Source organism: Achromobacter sp. 01N37, assembly GCF_056399725.1.
In genome coordinates, this window is record NZ_JBFTRX010000002.1 from 48,575 (window position 1) to 63,796 (window position 15,222).

Consider the following 15,222-nt stretch of genomic DNA (forward strand, 5'->3'; position numbering starts at 1 on the left):
AGAACGACAGAGGAGGTGACACTCAAGGGTCTTCGCCAACTGCACATGCCTGCCCGTTCTGATGGCTGTCGCGGCGCGTGACGACAAGGGGAATCGGTATGCGGACGCAGGTGGCAATCATCGGTGCTGGGCCGGCTGGCTTGATGTTGTCGCATCTATTGCATTTGCAGGGTATCGAATCGGTGGTGCTGGAAACGCGCAGCCGGGAAGACATCTGCGCAACCATTCGCGCCGGCGTGCTGGAGCAAGGCACCGTCGACCTGATGACCGAAACCGGTCTGGGCGGCAGGCTGCGGCGCGAAGGTTTTCGCCACGAAGGCACGGTGTTGCGCTTTAACGGCGTTGACCGGCGCATTGATTTCGTTGAACTCACCCAGGGCCGGGCCGTGATGGTCTACGCGCAACACGAGGTCATCAAGGACCTGGTTGACGCGCGCTTGGCCGCAGGCGGCGACATCCGCTTCGACGTCAGCGGCGTGTCTTTGCATGCGCTGGAGTCCACGCGCCCCAGCGTGCGCTTTACCGGGCCGGAGGGCGGCACGCATATTCTGGAAGCAGACTTCATCGCCGGGTGCGACGGCACGCACGGCGTCAGCCGCGCCGCGATCCCTGCGCACGCGCGGCAAACCGCCGAACGCCACTACCCCTTCGGCTGGCTGGGCATTCTGTGCAAGGCGCCGCCGTCTTCCGATGAACTGATCTACGCGCTGGGCGACGACGGCTTTGCGCTCGTCAGCACGCGTTCGCCGCAGGTGCAACGCATGTACCTGCAATGCGATCCCGGCGATACGCCGGACGACTGGTCCGACGACCGCATCTGGTCTGGCTTGCGTGCGCGCTTGGCCACCCGGGATGGGTGGGAACCGAAAGAAGGTGAAATCTTCAGCAAGACGGTGGTAGGCATGCGCAGCATGGTGACCGAACCCATGCGCCATGGCCGGCTGTTCCTGGCGGGCGACGCCGCGCATGTGGTGCCGCCCACGGGCGCCAAGGGGTTGAACTTGGCCATGTCCGATGTACGGCTGCTGTCGCGTGCGCTCACGCGCTATTACCAGCACCGCAGCGAAGAACTGCTGGACCAGTACAGCGCCTCGGCGCTGCGCCGTATTTGGCGGGCGCAACGATTCTCATGGTGGATGACGTCGATACTGCATCGCGCGCCCGGCGCGGATGCGTTTGAGCGCAAAGTGCAAGACGCCAACCTTGACTACCTGACCCGTTCACGTGCCGCATCCACGGCGCTCGCGGAAAACTATGTCGGCTTGCCGATGGAGGCGCCTTGGGATTGAATGCAGTGATACCCGCATAAATTCCCTGCGCCAGACAGAGCGATGCCATCAGAGCAACACCGGGTGCAACACAGAGCGCAAGACAAAGGAGACAACACATGGCAGGAACCCACCCGGGCGCGGCGCCCGCGCGCGCCACCGCCGACATCGGCGCGTTGCTGGATAACGGCCCGTTCACCGGCACGCAGAAGATCGTCGTGATGCTGGCCGCGCTGGCAATCGTGATGGATGGGTTTGACGCCCAATTGATCGGCTTTGCCATTCCGCTGATGATCAAGGAATGGGGCATCACGCGCGAAGCCTTCGCCCCCGCCGTGGCTGCCGGGCTGATCGGCATGGCAATCGGCAGCGCCTGCGCCGGGCTGTTCGCCGACCGCTTCGGGCGGCGGATGGCGGTGATCGTCAGCGTCTTCGTGTTCGGCGCCGCCACCTGCGCAATCGGTCTGGCGCCCGACCCGCTCACCGTCGCGGTACTGCGCCTGATCGCCGGCCTGGGCATCGGCGGCGCGCTGCCCAGCTCCACCACGATGACCGCCGAATTCACGCCCGCACGCCGGCGCACGCTGGCGGTTACGGCCACTATCGTTTGCGTGCCGCTGGGCGGCATGCTTGCCGGGTTCTTTTCGGCCCACGTGTTGCCGCTGTATGGCTGGCGCACGCTGTTCTTTGTCGGCGGCGCGTTGCCTTTGGTGCTAGGCGTGGTGTTGATGCGGACCTTGCCGGAATCGCCACGCTTCCTGGCGCGCCGGCCCGAGCGCTGGCCCGAACTGAATGCGCTGCTGGCGCGCATGGGGCGGCCCATGGCGCAAGGCGCCATCTATACCGATGCGGTGGAGCAGGCCATCGAGCAACGCGCATCGGCCAAGCAGGGCGGGGTACGCGCGCTGTTTGCACGGGGCTATCGCGGCGACACCCTTGCCATCTGGGTGGCGTTCTTCATGTGCTTGACGGCGGTGTACAGCGCATTCAGCTGGTTGCCGACGATGCTGTCGGCCGAGGGCTTGCCGCTGGCGGTGGCGGGCTCTGGGTTGACCGCCTACAACCTGGGCGGCGTGATCGGTGCGCTGGTGTGCGCCGTCGCCATGACGCGTTGGGGCTCGCGCTGGCCGCTGGCCATCTGCTGCGCCGGCGCCTTTGGCAGCGCGTTCCTGATGCTGAAGCTGAACGTGCAGCAAGACACATCGTTGCTGGTGTTTGGCTTCGGCGTGCATGGGCTCTTCGTCAACGCCGTGCAATCCACCATGTACGCGCTGTGCGCCTTCGTTTACCCCACGGGCGTACGGGCAACGGGCACGGCGTCGGCGCTCGCGTTCGGCCGGCTTGGCGCCATCCTCAGCGCCTTCGTGGGCGCTACGGTGATCACGCTGGGCGGCGCGCACGGCTATCTGATGATGTTGGGTACGGTGATGGTGTTTGCGTTGATCGCCCTGTTGCTCTTGCGCCGCCACATCCCCGCGCAAGTTTCCCCTGACCTGACGCGCCCTGTTGCGCATTCCGGAGTGTCACGATGAACCGCCATCCTTGTTCTGGCGCGGGGTTGTCTCCGCGTGATTGGGACAGCCACCCGGCGTACCAGTACGACGGCTACCGCTCAACCGCCAAGCGTGGGCCCCTGCAACCGCTGATTCCATTGAAGGCCGCGCTGGGCGAACTGCGCCAGCCGGTCTACGGGCACGCGTGTGTGGGCGAACTGGATCACGACCTGACGCGCAACGCGCGACGTCCGGGCGACCCGGTTGGTGAGCCAATTGGCGAACGCATGGTGCTGGCCGGCCGCGTGCTGGATGACCGCGGCCGGCCCGTGCCGCACACGCTGGTGGAAATCTGGCAAGCGAACGCCGCCGGGCGCTATGTGCACAAGGGTGACCAGCACGACGCGCCACTTGACCCGAACTTTCTGGGCGCGGGCCGCTGCATGACGGACAGCCAGGGCCGCTACCGCTTTCTGACCATCAAGCCGGGCGCGTATCCCTGGGGTAATCATCCCAACGCGTGGCGGCCGCAACACATACACCTGTCATTGTTTGGCCAGCACTTCGCCAGCCGGCTGGTGACGCAGATGTACTTCCCGGGCGACCCGCTGCTGCCATTGGACCCGATGATCACCGGCACGCCTGAGCGAGTGCGCCGCCGCTTGATCGCGGACTTCAGCCTGGACCTGACGCAAGAGGGTTACGCGCTGGGCTATCAGTTCGACATCGTGCTGCGCGGGGCGGATGAAACGCCCTTCGAACACCGCTAAAAAGGCCCGCCATGCTGATGCAAGGTTTGCAAGACAACTTCGGACAGACCCCCTCGCAAACGGTGGGGCCGTACTTTGCCTACGGGCTTACCGCCGCGCAGTACGGCTACCCGTTCAACCAGCCGTTTGATGCGGTTGTCGCCACCGATGCGGCGCATGGCGAACGTATCCTGCTGGAAGGGCGTGTGCTGGATGGCGATGGCGTGCCGGTGTTTGATGCGCTGGTTGAAATCTCGCACGTGGATGGCGACGGGTGCTATCCGCAAGACGCGGACGAGGCAGAGGGCATGGGCTTTCGAGGCGTTGGCCGCTGCGGCACCGGCACCGACCCGCAGCATCGCTACGCGTTCCACACGGTCAAGCCCGCAGGGCAGGCCGAGGCCGAAGCGCCGCATATCAACATGATCGTGACCATGCGCGGCTTGTTGCTGCATGTGTTTACGCGCGTGTACTTCGACGACGAGACGGCGGCGAACTCGCATGATGCCGTGCTGAACAGCGTCCCTGCGTCACGCCGCCACACCTTGCTGGCCCGGCGTGTGCAGCGCGGTGCCGACATCGTTTACGAATTCGATGTGCACATGCAAGGCTCGGAAGAAACGGTGTTCTTTGACTGCTAGCCGGGTTTGCGGCGTGCCGCGTGCTGCACACCGCAAGCCGAGGCGGCACAATGCCCCTCCGGCTATACCGCGTACACAACCCGATGCGCCTCGGTCGGCAGCGGCAGATCCCAGCGGTGCAGCATGCCGGTCAACGTCTTGTTCGACAACGATGTGTCGCGCCGGCTGTTGCGGCGCAGCAGTTCGGCACGCGGTTTTTCCAGGTACACCAGCTCCACCTCGGCGTGGTAGGCGTACAGCAGGTCCAGCGTCTTCTTGCGCATCAGTTCGCTCAGGTTCGTGGCGTTCCACACGAATGGCGCTTTGCGGCGCAGCAGTTCGCGCGCGCGCTCGATGGCCAGATGCGCCACCTTGCCTTCGTTCTTGCCGTGGCGCAGGCCGAGTTCTTCGCGGGCATCGTCGAAGGAAATCACCGGCAGGTCGGGGTAATGCGCGTTCACCCACGTATTCTTGCCCGATGCCGGCAGGCCCGACATCACGATGACGCGCGAGCCCGGCTCCTGGAACAGCGGGTAGTCGGGGTGCACGTCCGCACCGCGAAAGTAGCTGACCGCGGTGTGCGCATCCGCGAAGGCGCGGGGCTGTTCAAAGCAGCCGTCATCGCGCGCCAGTTCGCAGAACAGCGCGATGTTGTCCAGCACCCGCTGCGCATCGGCGCAGATGCGCCCACGCATGTCGGCTTCTGCCAGCATCGCGAGCAGGGGCAGGCTGACGTGCCATGACAATTCACGCGCGATGAACTCGGGCGGCTTGCCCCGGCGCGAGCCTTCCAGCGCAAAGAACGGCACCTGATGCACACTGATCAGCCGGCACACGGCCTCGCGCACGGCGAAAGGCGCGCCGGCATCCCACAGCGCGATGCGCGCGTCGATAGCGCCCTTGCGCGAATGGCCCGGCTGGCCGATGGCGCCCGTGACGGGGTCGATGACAGTGGTGCTGTGCTTGGCTACGTCGTGCAGCAGGGCGGCTAGAAACACCACTTCCTGGTCAGCACGCGACGCGGTCTGGTACTGCGGCAGCGCCAGCAGGGCGTCGACCACCATCATCGTGTGCGTCCAGACATCGCCTTCGCCGTGATAGCGCGGGTCTTGCGGGGTGGTCTTGGCCAGTTCCAAGGCGGGGAATGCCGCCAGGCACGCGGCGTAATCCGGTGATTGGCCGGGCTCGGGCGCCAGCGCCCGCAGGGTATCGAATTGCATGATCGTTCCTTATTCTTGGGCGCTGCCGGCGCGCAACGTGTCCCAGTCCACCGTCAGGCGCGGCGCATAGAGGTCCACGCCCGCGGCCAGCAGGTTCGGCACGTAGGGCTGTTCCGAGTGATGCTTGTCGGAATCCAGAATGGCCTGCACGAAGTCGGCGCGCACCCATTTGTAGCGGGCCAGCGTTCTGCCATCGGCTTCGACCTTGATGTACAGGCCTTCCGACAAGTCCGACTTGTCGCACTGCTTCCACGCACGCGTCAGGTCGTGCCCTTCGCGCAGCACCGTGGCTTCAAAGGCGGCGCGCCAGTCGCGCGTCTTGGCAAGCGACGGCTTCAGCAGGGCTTTCAGCGTGCTCAGTTTGGCGGGCGCCACGCCTTCGTACAGCACGGGTACCGATAGCACCGGACCCTCCGCTAGCAGCACACGCCGCGCATCGGTGGACAGGAATTCGCCCGTGTGGCGGTCCAGCACATCGAATTCGAAGAAGTGATGCGGCAGCGCGTCGTAGAAAACAGAATGTTTCTTCGACAGCGTTTCGCCGTACATCACGTAGCGGTCTTCCAGGCGTTGCAGCAGCCAATCCGCATGCGCGGCGGCCCAGGCCTTGACGAAGCTGAACTGCCGTTCGCGGCCGCCGCCCACCAGATAATGGCCGCGCGATTGCAGCAGCAGTTCGCCCGACGGGCTGAAGCTGATGCCGGTGTTGGCGCCATCCAGCTTTTCTTCAACGACCAGATGCAGGCCGGCCAGCTTGCGGTAGGGCGCATGGTCATGGCCTTCGTCGCCGTCTTGCAGGCGCGAGCCTTCAAGGTGCGGCGTGCGGGGGTAACGGAACAGGTCCAGCGATTGCGCGTAGGCGCAGAAATCCAGCGTCATGGGTCTTCTCCAAAGCAAATAGGGGAAGCCGACGACGCAGTCTGTACGGGGGGGAAAGCGGGAGTGTGTGTGTGCTTTCTGGAACCGCGCTTGAACTCTGGTGTTGGGGCGAAGACGAAGGCGTCTGGCCGCAAGGGCGAGCAAGCAGACCGCGATTACCAGTGAGGTAGTCGTCGGCGTTTAGGCGAATTGACGAATGGCAGACACGGTTGCACTCAGGAGAAAAGGGGGTGAAGAAGAGAAAACGAGCAGGTCAAGCAAAGAGGGCCGAATCCTAAAACAGCGCGCCGCGTCTTGTCAACGCAAGGCGTGGCGCGCTGGCCACGACATGCTAGGCCGTGGTGTCGCCAGCCGCTTCGGGCTGGTAGACGATTTCTTCGATGGTGCCGGCGTGTTCGGTCTGGTTGGGCGCCGTCCACGTAATGCGCTGGCCCTGGCGCGACCCGAGCAGGCTCAGGCCCAGCGGCGACAGCACCGACACCTGGCCTTGCGCCAGGTTTGCGTCGGCGGGGTAGCACAGCGTGACGAGGAGTTCCGTGCCGTTGTCATTCAGCAGGCGAAGGCGCGAGCGCATCGTCACGATGTCGGGCGTGACTTCTTCGATGGCGATGATGGGCGCGGAATCCAGGATGTCCTGGGCGGCGTCGATCGCGTCGCGCGGCAATGCGGCGGCGGTGGCCGGCCGGGTGATCATGCCCAGCAGGCGGGCGTGGTCCAGGGCGGTAATCAGTTTGTCTTGCGGCACGGCGTTCATGTCGGTTCTTCTTAGACGAAATGCCTCGGCCTGCGTATGCCGGCTGGCATGCACGGGGCAAGGCGATGGAGGAGATGACAGCGCTTTGGGAAGAAAATGTTCAAGCAGTGCCGCGACGATGCGTAGCGTTTGAATCTGGCGTGGGAGAGTTCGCCGCCGTGGCGGCAGACGGATCGTGAAGCGTTCCGTGTCCCCGGGGAGAGCCCCACGGGGCTGATTCTTGCATCGAAGCGTGCAGGTTTTGCGCGGGTTGGCGCCCAATCTGCTGTCGGCAAGAGGGGAGTATATAGGCCATCGGCGGGCCGAAGTATCGGAAAAGTCCGAAAGAAGGCAGGGTTAACCCGCCCCCTTTTACAAGATGTTGAGAAAAATCAGCCCTTGATGAAGGCCAACAGGTCCGGATTGAGGACTTCCGCGTGGGTCGTCAGCATGCCGTGCGGAAAGCCCGCGTACACCTTCAGCGTGCCGTTTTTCAGCAATTTGACCGACAGGCGCGAGGCGTCGTCGATCGGCACGATCTGATCGTCGTCACCATGCATGACCAGCGTGGGCACGGTAATGGCCTTCAGGTCTTCGGTCTGATCGGTTTCCGAGAAGGCCTTGATGCCCTCGTAATGCGCCTTGGCGCCGCCGATCATGCCCTGGCGCCACCAGTTGTTGATGACGCCTTGCGACACCTTTGCGTCGGCGCGGTTAAAGCCGTAGAAGGGGCCGGCGGCCACATCCAGGAAGAACTGCGCGCGGTTGGCGGCCAGCGCGGCGCGGAAGCCGTCGAAGACTTCAATCGGCGTGCCGCCCGGGTTGCTGTCCGTCTTGACCATCAAGGGCGGCACGGCGCTGACCAGCACTGCTTTGGCGACGCGGCCTTGCGGCTGGCCGAATTTCGCCACATAGCGCGCCACTTCGCCGCCGCCCGTGGAATGGCCGATGTGCACGGCGTTGCGCAAGTCCAGGTGTTCGGCCACGGCGGCGGCGTCGGCTGCGTAGTGGTCCATGTCATGGCCATCGCTGACCTGGCTGGAACGGCCGTGGCCGCGGCGGTCGTGCGCAATGACGCGAAAGCCCTTGCTGACGAAGTACAGCATCTGGGCGTCCCAGTCGTCGCTCGACAACGGCCAGCCATGATGGAACATGATGGGCTGGGCCGACTTCGGGCCCCAGTCCTTGAAGAAGATCTGCACGCCGTCGGTAGTGGTGATGGTGCTCATGGTCGGTGACTCCTGGTGATGAAGCGAGGGGGGGTTAACCGCAGGGGAAGACGAGAAGCAAGACTAGGGCTAAGACTAGGACTGAGACCAAGACTAGGACTAAGACTAAGACTAAGACTAGAGCCAAGACCCGCGCAGGAAAATCCTACGCTGGGTTTGCGCCCTCATACGAACGTATAGGCGGCGGTATGAACGCCGCGTGCTGCGCTTGCTCCGGTTGTGTCGCGCACGCCACGTTGCTTAGTCCAACGCGGCGCGGCGCGCCATTGCCGCCGCCAGGCAGCGGGCGATGGCGTCGGCGTCAACCGGCTTTTCAAGATAGGCGCAGGCCCCGGCGTCCATGACGCGTCGGCGCATGGCTTCCGTGGGAAACGCCGTCATGAAAATCATCGGGAGCCGTCTGCCGGCCGCCAGCAAGGCGGCCTGTAGCTGGTCTCCCGTCATAAGGGGCATCTGGATATCGGCGATCAGGCAGACGGGCTTGCCGGCGTCCGGGTCATGCAGAAATTCGTGCGCGGAACCATACGTGCGTACGGCGTAGCCCAGCGAGCGCACCAGGCTGGACAACGAGACCCTGACCCCGTCGTCGTCGTCGACGATCGCGATCGTTGAGGCGTGATTCATAGACAAATCCTTCCTGCCGCGTGATGCATGAAAGAGCGTCCGATGCGCGGCATGCCTCCTTTATGAACCTTCGCCGCCGTCTGGAAAATCATACGCAGGTTTGGGGCGGGCGCGATCAAGGGCGCGAAACGCCTAGCGCTTCGGCGCTGCGCACCAGGTCGGCCAGCGACCGCACCCCCATTTTGCGCATGACATTGCCGCGATGGATCTTCACCGTGATTTCACTCAGCCCGATCAGGCCGGCCACCTGCTTGTTCATCAGCCCCGACACCACATGCGCCAGCACCTCGCGTTCACGCGGCGTCAACGTGTCATAGCGGGCGCGCACATCCCCCAGCGCGGCCGCCTGGTCGCGGCGTGCGCGGTCGCGGTCGATCGCCGCGGCGACCGCGTCCAGCATGTCCTGTTCGCGAAACGGCTTGGACAGAAAATCGACGGCGCCCGCCTTCATGGCGCGCACGGTCATGGGAATGTCGCCGTGGCCGGTGATGAAGATGATGGGCAGGGCAATGCCGAGCGCCGTCAGATGGTCCTGAAAATCCAGCCCGCTGGCGCCGGGCAGGCGCACGTCCAGGATGATGCAGCCGGGCGCATCGGGCAGCGTCGCTTGCAGCAGTTCGGCGGGCGAGGCAAACACCAGCGTGCGCAATCCGACCGAGCGCAGCAGGCTGTCCAGCGCGTCGCGCACGCCGGCGTCGTCGTCCACGATAAGCACCTGGGCGGGCGGCGGGGGAGCGGTCTTGTTGGTCGCGATCWTGGGGGCGGTGGGTTCAGGGTTCAGGGTTCTGGGTTCAGGGTTGCGGGCTAGGGGCTAGGGGCTGCGGGCTGCGGGCTGTGAATAGGCACTAGCGTTCAGCCTTTAGAGGCAGGGGGCAGCGTCAGCACGAATCGCGCGCCAGCGCCGGGCTGGTTGCTGGCCGTCAACTGGCCGCCGTGCGCCTGGACCGTGGTGCGGCAGATGGCCAGCCCCATGCCCATGCCTTGCGGTTTGGTGGTGTAGAACGGGTCGAACAAGCGGTCGATGGCGTTCATGTCGATACCCGGCCCGGTATCGGCCACGATGATTTCCACGGCGCTTGGGTCGGCATCGGCATCAGCATCGGCATCGGCATCAGCATCGGCATCGGCATCGGCATCAGCATTGGCATCAGCATTGGCATTGGCGAGGTTGGCGCTGATGGACAAGATGCGCGGCTCGGGCAGCCCCGCCATGGCCTGCGCGGCGTTCACCATCAGGTTGACGAGCACTTGCTGAAGCTGGATGCGGTCGCCCGACAGCGCCGGCAGATCGGGCGCAATGGCGACGTGAAGGAAGACGCGCTCGCGGTTCAGCTCGTGTTCGACGAGCCGCGCGGCCTCATCGATGAGTGCGCCCGCGTCCAACGTGTTGCACTGTGCGGGCGACTTGCTCAAAAAAGCGCGGATGCGCTTGACGATCTCGCTGGCGCGGCGGCCTTCAGACACGATGCGTTCAATGGAAATGCCCACTTCGTGCAAGTCCGGCGGATCGCGCCGCAGCCAGCGCATGCCGGCTTCCCCGCTGGTGACCACCGCCATCAGCGGCTGGTTGACCTCGTGGGCGATGGACGCCGTCAGCTCGCCCAGCGTGGCCACGCGCGCCGCGTGCGCCAGTTCGGCCCGCGCTTCTAGCAAGGCGTCTTGCGCCTGCCTGCGTTCAGTGATGTCGGTATGCGTTTCCATCACGCCCACGGAGCGGCCGTTGTGGTCACGCTGCACCACCCATCGGCTGGCCAGGGTCAGCGTCTTGCCGGCCTGGGTCGTTTGCGCGAGCGTCCCTTCCCAACTGCCCGCTTCCAGCAGCCGGGCCTCGATGGCGGCGCGAGGTTCCGGGTAGCACGTTTGCAGCAGCGCGTCGGCTCGCTGGCCGACCGCCAGGTGCGAAGGCCACCCATAGACCTCTTCGGCCGTGCGGTTCCAGAAGGTGATGGCGCCGGTACGGTCTCGCACGAAGATCATGTCGTGCGACAGGTTCAGCAGCCGGGCCTGGGCCGCCAGCCTTTTGGTGGCGGTCTGGTTCTGTAGCGCCAGTACGGCCGTAATGCCGATGGCGGCCAGGCTGACAAAGGCGCGCACCGTCTGGGAACCCACATGGTTGAATCCGTGCGAGTCGATATACGCCACCAGGGTCAGCGTGATGCCTGCCACGGCGGCAATGATGATGTCGCGCGCACGCGCTGAGCGCGCCGCCAGCATCACAACCACCACATACAACACGGCCACCGCGCCTTCGAAGGTGCTGAGCGAGTCGAACAGAAAGATGGCCAGCGCCAGGCTGGCGGCGGCCAGGCGGCAGGCCAGGAGGGAACCCCGGGACGCGGACGCATGCAGCCCGTCATGATCGGGCGGCAAGAATGGCAGCCGGGGCGCGCGCGCGCGAGGCGTCAAGAGCAAGAGAAGTCTCCGGGAAGGAAGCGGCCAAACCGTCACGGTAGCGGTTGCATCACGCTGCGGCTTGCACGTTATCAATCAACTTTGAACGAAATCATCCTGTTCCGGCGATTAAACAAAGGTATGGGGTGGGGAAACGATCTGCCGATTTCGCCGCTGCCAGGGCGCGCCTATTCTGCTTTCCATCGGGCGGCGAAGCCCGACGGTCTGTCCCCTGAACCCGGAGATTTCCATGAACGATCTTGCTATCCCGTCCCGTCTGAGCGCCCCCCTGCGTACGCCTACTGATTTGGGCGCCCAGGCCCGTGTCGACATTTCGGGCGCGCTGACGGCGCTGCTGGCCGACATGTTTGCGCTGTACCTGAAGACGAAGAACTTCCACTGGCATATGTCGGGGCCGCACTTTCGCGACTACCACCTGATGCTGGACGAGCAGGGCGATGAAATCTTCGCCACCACCGACGCCATTGCCGAACGTGCCCGCAAGGTCGGCGGCACGACGCTGCGGTCGATTGGCCACATCCACCGCACCCAGCGCCTGCTGGACAACGACGCGGACTACGTCACGCCCGAAGACATGCTGGCTGAACTGGGCGACGACAACCGGCAACTGCTGAGCTTCCTGCGCGCCACCCATGTCGTCTGCGACAACTACAACGACGTGGCCTCGACAAGCCTGCTTGAGAACTGGATCGACGAAGCCGAGCGCCGCAGCTGGTTCCTGTTCGAGTCCACCCGCGCGGCCCGCTAAGCCTGCCGGCATTGCTTGCCCTGATTGCCAAGGAGAAACCCCATGTCTTCCATCACGCCTCTGCCTGCGGGCACGGCGGCTCCCGACTTCATCCTGCCGGCCACGCCGGACCAGAAGGTGTCGTTGCAGGACCTGCGCGGCCGCCCCGCGATTCTGGCCTTTTACCCCGCCGACTGGAGCCCGGTCTGCGGCGACCAGATGGCGCTGTACAACGAAATCCTGCCTGAATTCCACCGCGCAGGTGCGCAGCTGGTGGGCATTTCGGTGGATGGCGTCTGGTGCCACGCCGCCTTCGCCCAGGCACGCAAGCTGCACTTTCCGCTGTTGGCGGATTTTGAACCCAAGGGCGCGGTGGCGCGCCGCTACGGCGTCTACCGCGAAGCCGACGGCATCACCGAACGCGCGCTGTTCGTGCTGGACGCAGACGGCGTCATCCGCTGGAGCGAGGTCTCGCCGCTGGGCATCAACCCGGGCGCCGACGGCATTCTTGATGCGCTGGACAAACTTGCCGCGCCTACCCAACACAAAGGAGCCTGATCATGAGCCACCTTTACTTGCCGGTTTCGGCGCAGGACCATGCAGCCGGACCCGCCGACGCCCCCGTCACGCTGGTGGAGTACGGCGATTACGAATGCCCGTATTGCGGCGAAGCCTATCCCGTGCTGAAGGCCGTGCAGCAGGCCATGGGCGACCGCCTGCGCTTCGTGTTCCGCAACTTTCCCATTTCGGAATTGCACCCCGACGCGATGCGCGCGGCCGAGTTCGCCGAAGCCGCCGCGCAGGTCGGGCAGTTCTGGCAGGCGCACGATCTGCTGTACGAAAACCAGAACGCCTTGTCAGAGCAGGATTTGGTGGCGTACGGCGCCCGGCTGGGCGTGGGCGGCGCCACCTTGCGGCAGGCCTTTGAAGGCAGCTTCGATAAAAAAATCGAGCAGGACTTCTCGGGCGGCGTGCGCAGCGGCGTGAACGGCACGCCCACGCTTTTCATTAACGGACTGCGCTATGACGGCAGGCGCGATGCGGCAAGTTTGATTGATGTGCTGACGCGCGTGGCGGCGAGTTGATAAGCGGAATCTTTCAATTCCCCAGGTATTTTTGATTACTGAACGCGTCGGCCCACATGCTACTTTTTCCTTGCTTTTCAAAGACTAATCCATAAAGCAAGGGAATCAAGAATCATGAATGCTGTGCAAGATATGCGCCTGGCGGCGTCGCCGTTTTCTGCCTCGCGCAGAGGCTTCCTGACGATCGCCGCCGCCGCACTGTGCGCTGGGGCATTGTGGGCAAACCCTGCCGCAGCCGCGGCGGATTACCCCGCAGGCAAGCCGATCAACCTGGTGGTGCCATTCCCCGCTGGCGGCGGCACGGACTTCATCGGCCGGTTGCTCGCGGCCGAGCTGGGCAAGATTCTGCAAACCACCGTCGTGGTCGAAAACAAGGGCGGCGCCAACAGCAATATCGGCACGGCGTATGTCACGCAAGCCAAGCCGGATGGCTACACCTTGCTGCTGTCGGGCGTGGGCATGGCGACCAATCAAGCGCTCTACAGCCGGCTGCCTTACCGGCTGGATCAGCTGGAGCAGATCGCCATCCTGGCGTACGGCGTAGACGTGTTGGTGACGGCGCCCACGTTTCCGGCCAAGACCTACGCGGAGTTCGTGGAACGCGTGCGCAAGGAACCCGGCAAGGTGTCATATGCGTCGTCGGGCAACGGCACGTCAGGCCATCTGGGCATGGAGATGCTGAAGATGCGCGCCCAGCTGGACATGATGCACGTGCCGTACAACGGCGGTTCGGCGGCCATCAATGATGTGCTGGCGGGCCGCGTCGATACGCTGTTCGTGAACCAGGACACCGTGCTGCCGCATGTGCGGGCAGGCAAGCTGCGCGCGCTGGCGATTGGCAGCGCCGAACGCAACCCGGTGTTTCCCGATACGCCCACGCTGGCGGAAAGCGGGGTGACGGGCTTTTCATCGGAGTACTGGTTTGGCTTGAGCGCACCGGCCGGGCTGCCAGACGACGTCTCGCAGAAGCTGTTTGAAGCGACACGCACCGCGATGCAGTCGCCGCAGATTCGCGAAAAGCTCACCGCCGTGGGATTGGTGATTCCGGCATTGACCGACAAGAAGCAGTACGCCGAACTCGTCAATGGCGAGGTCGCGAAATGGGGCGAGGTGGTGCGCGCGTCGGGGGCGCGGATCGACTGATCCCGTCAACGGAACACAGCATCAACCCGGCACAAGGCCGCGTATGCGGCCTTGTGTCATTCCAGGCGCTGTGTCATTCCACGCCCTGCGTCGGCATCAGGAAATTCAAGCGGGTCAGCGTGTCTCGCGTGATGTCCACAATGGAATCAATGTGCGCACCATGCGCCGCAGTCAGGTACGAAATATAAAAGCGCGCGGGCGGAATGGGYGGGTCGCTGGGCAGCGCTTGCAGCACGCCCATCGACAGCATGTCGTGCAGCAACGGCACCGGCAGGATGCCGATGGCGTGTCCGGCCCCGATCAGGCGCGAGATCAGCGCCAGCGAATTCGTGGTGCTCAGCCCCGCCATGTCTACCCCGCCCGACCCCAGCCAGTTCTCTACCACCGTATACAACGTGGAAGGCGGCGAGTGCGTGGCGATGTGATGGCCGCGCGCATGCTCGGGCTTGAATGGGTCGGCGGCGATGCGCAACGAGGGCGAGGCCACCCAATGAAACGGCATCCAGCCGATGAACACGTCGCTGACTTCCTCGCTGGTGGCGGGGTTGGTCAACAGCGCCATGTCGAGCTCGCCCGCATTGAGCTTGCGGTTCAGCACCGAGCCCACGTCCACCGTCATTTCCAGCGCCAGCGACGGGTAGTGCTCTTTCAGTTGCGCGATGACGGCCGTCAGCCCCACGTTGGCCGAGCATTCGTCGGCGCCCAGGCGCAGCTTGCCGCCCAGCGTGCGGTCTTTGCCGAAGTGTTCCAGCTGCCGGCTGCTGTGCAGCGCGGTCTCGGCATGACGCAACGCGGACTGCCCGGTGTCGGTCAACGTGATGCGTTGGCGCGAACGATCAAAGAGCTGCACATCCAACGTGCTTTCCAGTTCGCGGATGCGGGATGACACCGCGGGTTGGGTGACATGAAGGTGGCGCGCCGCGGCATGAATGCTGCCCAGCTTGGCCGCCCAGTAGAAGGCTTCCAGCTGGCTAAGGGTTATCCGCATGATAAGAATTACTTTTCAAAGTGCGCCGAAATTTTGATTATTTGGGCCGAAT

At 64.5% G+C, this 15,222-nt stretch carries 16 protein-coding genes; 8 read left to right on the forward strand and 8 right to left on the reverse strand.

The genetic code is table 11. The features are described from left to right. The first annotated feature begins 98 nt into the window (after positions 1-98). The 4 genes from AC1DSJ_RS03370 (at position 99) to pcaG (ending at position 4,151) form a co-directional block, all read left to right on the forward strand. Complete coding sequence (locus tag AC1DSJ_RS03370; RefSeq protein ID WP_441371721.1) at positions 99-1,289, forward strand: 4-hydroxybenzoate 3-monooxygenase; 1,191 nt, start codon at positions 99-101, stop codon at positions 1,287-1,289. Between the two features lie 98 nt (positions 1,290-1,387). Then, positions 1,388-2,800: an MFS transporter gene (locus AC1DSJ_RS03375; RefSeq protein WP_427949404.1), complete on the forward strand. Its 1,413-nt coding sequence runs from the start codon at positions 1,388-1,390 to the stop codon at positions 2,798-2,800. Then, the gene (gene pcaH, locus AC1DSJ_RS03380) at positions 2,797-3,531 is read left to right on the forward strand and encodes a protocatechuate 3,4-dioxygenase subunit beta (RefSeq protein ID WP_441371722.1); all 735 of its coding nucleotides are present in this window, start codon (positions 2,797-2,799) and stop codon (positions 3,529-3,531) included. The genes AC1DSJ_RS03375 and pcaH overlap by 4 nt, the downstream gene beginning before the upstream one ends. Before the next feature lie 11 nt (positions 3,532-3,542). Next, complete coding sequence (gene pcaG, locus AC1DSJ_RS03385) at positions 3,543-4,151, forward strand: protocatechuate 3,4-dioxygenase subunit alpha (RefSeq protein ID WP_441371723.1); 609 nt, start codon at positions 3,543-3,545, stop codon at positions 4,149-4,151. 62 nt (positions 4,152-4,213) lie between these two features. On the opposite strand, the gene AC1DSJ_RS03390 is transcribed toward pcaG, so the two are convergent. The 7 genes from AC1DSJ_RS03390 to AC1DSJ_RS03420 all read right to left on the reverse strand — a co-directional run bounded on the left by AC1DSJ_RS03390 (position 4,214) and on the right by AC1DSJ_RS03420 (position 11,227). Continuing rightward, positions 4,214-5,350, reverse strand: coding sequence for an AAA family ATPase (locus tag AC1DSJ_RS03390; protein WP_346553195.1), 1,137 nt, complete (start codon positions 5,348-5,350; stop codon positions 4,214-4,216). Between the two features lie 9 nt (positions 5,351-5,359). Then, the gene (locus tag AC1DSJ_RS03395; RefSeq protein ID WP_175171090.1) at positions 5,360-6,229 is read right to left on the reverse strand and encodes an RNA ligase family protein; all 870 of its coding nucleotides are present in this window, start codon (positions 6,227-6,229) and stop codon (positions 5,360-5,362) included. A 331-nt stretch (positions 6,230-6,560) separates the two neighbouring features. After that, positions 6,561-6,983 carry a GreA/GreB family elongation factor gene (locus tag AC1DSJ_RS03400; protein WP_054427144.1) on the reverse strand — a complete coding sequence of 141 codons (423 nt, stop codon included), beginning with the start codon at positions 6,981-6,983 and terminating at the stop codon, positions 6,561-6,563. 371 nt (positions 6,984-7,354) lie between these two features. After that, positions 7,355-8,191 (reverse strand): alpha/beta fold hydrolase, encoded by an 837-nt coding sequence (locus tag AC1DSJ_RS03405; protein WP_054427145.1) that lies wholly within the window; start codon positions 8,189-8,191, stop codon positions 7,355-7,357. A 240-nt stretch (positions 8,192-8,431) separates the two neighbouring features. Then, on the reverse strand, positions 8,432-8,815 hold the full coding sequence (locus AC1DSJ_RS03410) for a response regulator transcription factor (protein ID WP_054427146.1): 384 nt from the start codon (positions 8,813-8,815) through the stop codon (positions 8,432-8,434). A gap of 115 nt (positions 8,816-8,930) precedes the next feature. Further along, entirely contained in the window at positions 8,931-9,530 is a 600-nt protein-coding gene (locus tag AC1DSJ_RS03415; protein ID WP_476760265.1) for a response regulator transcription factor, read from the reverse strand. A 137-nt stretch (positions 9,531-9,667) separates the two neighbouring features. Then, positions 9,668-11,227 (reverse strand): sensor histidine kinase, encoded by a 1,560-nt coding sequence (locus AC1DSJ_RS03420; protein ID WP_441371724.1) that lies wholly within the window; start codon positions 11,225-11,227, stop codon positions 9,668-9,670. 229 nt (positions 11,228-11,456) lie between these two features. Here AC1DSJ_RS03420 and AC1DSJ_RS03425 point away from each other — a divergent pair, with 229 nt between their 5' ends. The 4 genes from AC1DSJ_RS03425 (at position 11,457) to AC1DSJ_RS03440 (ending at position 14,182) form a co-directional block, all read left to right on the forward strand. Next, positions 11,457-11,975: a Dps family protein gene (locus tag AC1DSJ_RS03425; protein ID WP_054427149.1), complete on the forward strand. Its 519-nt coding sequence runs from the start codon at positions 11,457-11,459 to the stop codon at positions 11,973-11,975. A 42-nt stretch (positions 11,976-12,017) separates the two neighbouring features. Next, positions 12,018-12,512, forward strand: a complete 495-nt coding sequence (locus AC1DSJ_RS03430) for a redoxin domain-containing protein (RefSeq protein WP_054427150.1) — start codon at positions 12,018-12,020, stop codon at positions 12,510-12,512. A gap of 2 nt (positions 12,513-12,514) precedes the next feature. Further along, entirely contained in the window at positions 12,515-13,039 is a 525-nt protein-coding gene (locus AC1DSJ_RS03435; RefSeq protein WP_054427151.1) for a DsbA family protein, read from the forward strand. A 114-nt stretch (positions 13,040-13,153) separates the two neighbouring features. Then, positions 13,154-14,182, forward strand: a complete 1,029-nt coding sequence (locus AC1DSJ_RS03440) for a Bug family tripartite tricarboxylate transporter substrate binding protein (protein ID WP_342066671.1) — start codon at positions 13,154-13,156, stop codon at positions 14,180-14,182. 73 nt (positions 14,183-14,255) lie between these two features. On the opposite strand, the gene AC1DSJ_RS03445 is transcribed toward AC1DSJ_RS03440, so the two are convergent. Beyond that, positions 14,256-15,170 (reverse strand): LysR family transcriptional regulator, encoded by a 915-nt coding sequence (locus AC1DSJ_RS03445; protein WP_054427153.1) that lies wholly within the window; start codon positions 15,168-15,170, stop codon positions 14,256-14,258. Positions 15,171-15,222 lie beyond the last annotated feature (52 nt).